The sequence below is a fragment of the Deinococcus pimensis DSM 21231 genome (assembly GCF_000519345.1).
In the GTDB taxonomy this organism is placed as follows: domain Bacteria; phylum Deinococcota; class Deinococci; order Deinococcales; family Deinococcaceae; genus Deinococcus_A; species Deinococcus_A pimensis.
In genome coordinates, this window is the sequence record NZ_KI912630.1 from 2631 (window position 1) to 7476 (window position 4846).

Sequence of the window (4846 nt, forward strand, 5' to 3'; positions counted from 1 at the left end):
GCGGCCGCGCGGGACTGCGCCGCCACGATCAGCGCGCCGCCCAGCTCGGCCGGGAGGTTCCCGTCCGGCAGGCGGCGCGACATCAGGCTATCCAGGGTGAGCGTCGCCACGTCCGTCGGGATCATGCGAGCAGCCTAGCGAAAAAGAGAGGGGGCGGCCCGGTCCTCAAGCCCGGGCCGCCCACGCGTCTGTTCGAAGGTGGTCATCCGCGTTTCGGCGTCGTACGCTCGCGGACGGCCGCTCGCTCATGCCTCGTACGGTGACGCGTCTCTATAACTTATTTCACCTCGAACGGCGTCATCATCCCCAGCATGAAGTGCGGAGCGTGCTTCGTCGCGCTGGGCAGGAAGCAGGCCGCGAAGTACGAGCCGGGCTTCAGGTCGAAGTTCACGAAGGCGCCGCGGCCCTTCGAGACGGTCTCCAGACCGCCGACGTCCTCGAAGGGAGGAGGACCGGCCTGCTCGGGGTTCTCGCTCTTGAAGAACGCCTCGACGTCCTTCATCGTCTTGCCGTCCGCGATGCGCATCAGCATCAGGTGGTGCGTCTCCGCGCCCTTGTTGCTGACCTGCCAGGTGAGCTTCCCGGCCTTGATGCTGGCGGGCAGCACCACCTTGTAGTCCTGAAGCGTCGCCTGCACCGCCGCCTTGGGCGCGGTCACGCCGCTCTTCGCGCTCGACACCGTGAAGGTGCCGTACTGACCGACGTCGTACAGCGCCTTGCCGTCGTCCGTCGCGCCAAAGCCGAACACCACGTACTTGCCCGCGTCGAGGTTCGCGCCGAACTCGAAGGTCGCGCCGGGCTGCACGCCGCCACTGCCGCCCACGAAGCTCGCGATGTTGTTGATGGCCGTCATGTCCTCACCGTGCGACGCCATCAGCTTGCCCAGCGCCGCCTTCACCTGCGCGTCCGTCACGCCCGCCTTCAGGAGCGCGATGACCGGCGTGAACGGCGCCTGCGCCGTGTTCTTCAACGTGAAGGACGTGTAGCCGCTCGCCAGCTGCGCGGGGCCCTGCAGGCTGAACTTCGCGCCCTGCTGCGAGAGGGTGAAGGTCGCGCCGTCATGACCGGCATGCTGCGCCGACGCGGCGCCGAGGACGAGGGCGAGGGTGAACAGCGTGGACTTCGACAGGGTCTTCATGATGTGCTCCTTGCGGTCTACCGCGGTCTCGCGGGTTCGACCTTCTGAGGAGCACGGTACAGAGAGGCGGATGGCGGCGGCATGATCGAACCCGGACGACGCCAGGAACCGCCCGGGAGTCGAAACCCGGACACGACGCGTATGGGACGACCTCCAGGCCGTGCCACGCCGCCGTCATCCTGGGGAGGGGGAGCGGTGGGGCGTCGACGTGTCTCTAGTTGACGATGCGCAGCACGAACACCTGCCGGTCCTCCACCACCTCGGACAGGCCGTGCAGCGCGAACTGGTACCCGTGGCCGTCGTGCCGCAGCCACGTCGTTCCGTTCTCCGCCACCTGGAACTGCACCTGATCGCCCGTCTTGAGCCACGCCAGGGCGCTCTCCACGATGTGGGCGGGCACACCGTGCTCGTAATCGCCGTTCTCGCACAGGATGGTGACGTCCATGACGTCACCGTAGACGGCGGGGCTTTCGGAGCGCAGAGCGTAGGGTGAACGTCGCCCGGCGCGAAGTACAGGCAACGTTTGGGCAGCGTTGAGAAAGCCGCCGTCCCCACGGGAACGGCGGCCACGGGCCTCGTGCGGCTCAGCCGAGCTTGGCGCGCAGCAGGTCCTGCACCACGCGCGGGTTCGCCTGACCGCCCGTCGCCTTCATCACCTGACCCGCGAAGAAGCCCAGCAGTCCCGAGCGGCCGCCCCGGTACGCCTCCACCTTGTCGGGGTTCTCCGCCATCACGCGGTCGATCTCGGCCTCCAGCGTGGCGGTGTCGCTCACCTGACGCAGGCCCCGGCGCTCCACGATGCCCGCCGGAGTCTCGCCCGACGTCTGCGCCTCCGCGAGGACGTCCTTCGCGATGCGCGCCGTGATCGTCTCGTCCTCGATGAGCTTCACGAGCGCCGCGAGGCCCTCGGGCGTCACGCGGTTCGCGCCCTCGCGGATGGGACCGCCGAGGTCGTTCACGACCCAGCTCGCGAGGCGGCCCAGCTCCCCGACGTTCGCGGCGGCCTCCAGGAAGGCCGAGAGCTGCGGCTCACGCGCCAGCACGGTCGCCTCGGCCTCCGAGACGTCCTGCGAGCGGAAGCGCTCCACCTCCGCCCGCTGCTCCGGGGTGAGGTCCGGCCCCGCGCTCACGGGCGCGGCGGCGCGAGTCCCGGGCTCCGCGCGGCGTTCGCGTCCGGCGGGACGGCCCCCCTCCTTCGCCCAGGTGTCCTTGAGGGTGACGATCCGGTCGAACACGAGCGTGTCACCGCGCCCGTCCACCGGGTCGCGCCAGAAGTAGCCCGCGCGCTCGAACTGGTAGCGGGTGTCCAGGGGGTGCGAGGCCACGGAGGGTTCCACGAAGCCGCGCGTCACGACGAGCGCGTGCGGGTTGAGGAAGCGCATGAAGCCCGTGTCCACGTGCCCCACGCTCGCGGCGCTCGCCTCGCCGTCCTGCGGCTCCACGTCGTCCGCGTCCGCCTCGGGGTCGGGAACGGTGAAGAGGCGGTCGTAGAGGCGAAACTCGGCGGGCAGCGCGCGGCTCGCGCTCACCCAGTGGATCACGCCCCGCGCGGGCGCGTCCTCGCCGAGGAGGGTGCAGCGCAGCTCCGTCACCTCGCCGTCCTCGCCCGTGGTCACGTCGTCGCAGCGGACGACGCCCGCGCCGCGCAGACGCACCGTGCCGCCCGGCGTGAGCCGCTTGAAGCCCTTCGGGGGCTCCACGGCGAAGTCGTCACGCTCGATGTACAGCTCGCGCGTGAGGACCACGTCCCGCACCGCCGCCCCCGGCGTGACGCGCTCGCCCGAGGGGAGCGCCACGAGCCCGTCACCTGACTCGCGGACCACGTCGTGCGGCCAGTAGGGCAGGGAGAGCGTCTGTTCGGCGCCCTCCTCCACGTTCGTCAGCACGACCCGCAGGGGCCGCAGGACCGCCATCACGCGCGGCGCGCGGAGGTTCAGGTCGTCGCGGACGGCGTGCTCGTACAGCGCGAGGTCCACCGCGCGGTTCGTGCGGGTCACCCCGATCTGCGACGCGAAGCGGCGGATCGCCTCGGGAGTGACGCCCCGGCGGCGCTGCGCCGCGATGGTCGGCATGCGCGGGTCGTCCCAGCCCGCCACGACGCCGCCCTCCACCAGCTTGCGCAGCTTGCGCTTCGACACGATGGTGTACTCCAGGCTGCGCCGCCCGAACTCGTACTGATGCGGGCGCGCCTCCGGGAAGAGCTGCTCCATCAGCCAGTCGTAGATGGCGCGGTTGTCCACGTACTCCAGGCTGCACAGCGAGTGCGTCACGCCCTCCAGCGCGTCCTGGATGGGATGCTGGAAGTCGTACATGGGGTAGATGCACCAGTCGTTGCCGCTGCGGTAGTGCTCGGCGTACATGATGCGGTAGAGCACCGGGTCGCGCAGCTTCATGTTCGCGCTCGTCAGGTCGATCTTCGCGCGCAGCACGTGCGCGCCCTCCGGGAACTCCCCGGCGCGCATCCGCGCGAACAGGTCGAGGTTCTCCTCCACGCCGCGGTCGCGGTACGCGCTGGGCGTGCCGGGCGTGGTGGCGGTGCCGCGTAGGCGGCCCATCTCCTCGTGCGTGACGCTGTCCACGTACGCGAGCCCCCGGCGGATGAGCTCGCGCGCGAACTCGTAGTAGCGTTCGAACTCGTCCGACGCGAAGTACAGGTGCTCGCCCCAGTCGAAGCCGAGCCAGCGCGCGTCGTTCTGCAGGCCCTCGGCGAACTCCATGCTTTCCGCCTCGGGGTTCGTGTCGTCCATGCGCAGGTGGCAGCGGCCGCCGTAGTCGGCGGCGATCTGGAAGTTGAGCGTGCAGGCGAAGGCGTGCCCGAGGTGCATGTAGCCGTTCGGTTCGGGCGGGAAGCGCGTGACGACGTGACCCACGCGGCCCGACTGGAGGTCCGCGTCGATGACCTCCGTGATGAAGTTCGGGTTCACGAGACGGTCGCGGTCGTTCGAAGTGGGCTTGGCCGTGCTCATTGACGGCAGGATACCGCCTGAGCGGCTACACGTCCTGCTGCACCTCCGCGAGCTTGTTCACGAGCCGGAAGACGCGCAGGCCCTCGATCGCGTCGGGCGCGGTGTACGCCACGGTGCGGTTCGAGGTGCGCTCCACCTCCCGCACGAGGGACGCCACGAGGTCCACGCGCGCCACGTGATCGAGGTCGATCTCGACACGCACCTCCCGCGGGCTCGTCAGGCGGTAGGGCCGCAGGGAGTCGAGGTTCCGCATCGCGAGCGCCGCGCCCTCGCGGACGCGCCGCACGGCCTCCTCGGGTGCGAGGTGCGAGGCGCTGTACGTGCCGTGGCAGGTCTTGACGCTCACCCCGACCACCTGCTCCCCGAGCTCCTCGCGGACCTGCGCGACGGCCACGTCGTCGCCCGTCACGAGCGCGGCGCGCACGCCGAAGTGCGCGCCCACCCAGGCGTTGAGGCCGTACTCGCCCGTGGAGACGCCGTCGAGACGCAGGTCGTGGACGTGTCCGTTCCAGGTGTGCGCCAGCACGGCGCGCGGACTGCCGGAGCGCGCGTGGGTGCCCGTGAGGAACACGGCGGCCACGCCCTCCTCGTCCGCGCCCTGCATCATGCCGAGCGGGCGCTCGTTGCCGCTCACGAGCCGGGTGCGGGCGGGCAGCAGGTCCGGCACGAGGTTGCGCATGCCCCAGTGACTGTCCGCGACGATCACCTCGTCGGCGCCGCCCGAGAGCGCGGCCTCGGCGGC

At 70.7% G+C, this 4846-nt stretch carries 4 protein-coding genes; all 4 read right to left on the reverse strand.

Going from position 1 to position 4846, the window contains the following annotated elements; translation table 11 throughout:
* Window positions 1-277 precede the first annotated feature (277 nt).
* Window positions 278-1138: a hypothetical protein gene (locus DEIPI_RS0103865; RefSeq protein ID WP_027480914.1), complete on the reverse strand. Its 861-nt coding sequence runs from the start codon at window positions 1136-1138 to the stop codon at window positions 278-280.
* Between the two features lie 214 nt (window positions 1139-1352).
* A complete protein-coding gene (locus DEIPI_RS0103870) occupies window positions 1353-1583 on the reverse strand; it encodes a hypothetical protein (protein ID WP_027480915.1) in 231 nt (76 codons plus the stop codon).
* A 139-nt stretch (window positions 1584-1722) separates the two neighbouring features.
* A complete protein-coding gene (locus DEIPI_RS0103875) occupies window positions 1723-4104 on the reverse strand; it encodes a glutamine--tRNA ligase/YqeY domain fusion protein (protein ID WP_027480916.1) in 2382 nt (793 codons plus the stop codon).
* Between the two features lie 25 nt (window positions 4105-4129).
* A partial coding sequence (locus DEIPI_RS0103880) for a M55 family metallopeptidase (RefSeq protein WP_027480917.1) occupies window positions 4130-4846 on the reverse strand: 717 nt, incomplete at its 5' end.

What these genes read in the sequence shown, in the direction of transcription:
- DEIPI_RS0103865 (WP_027480914.1), bottom strand. Translation starts at nt 1,138, where the DNA reads ATGAAGACCCTGTCGAAGTCCACGCTGTTCACCCTCGCCCTCGTCCTC.
- DEIPI_RS0103875 (WP_027480916.1), bottom strand. Translation starts at nt 4,104, where the DNA reads ATGAGCACGGCCAAGCCCACTTCGAACGACCGCGACCGTCTCGTGAAC.
- DEIPI_RS0103870 (WP_027480915.1), bottom strand. Translation starts at nt 1,583, where the DNA reads ATGGACGTCACCATCCTGTGCGAGAACGGCGATTACGAGCACGGTGTG.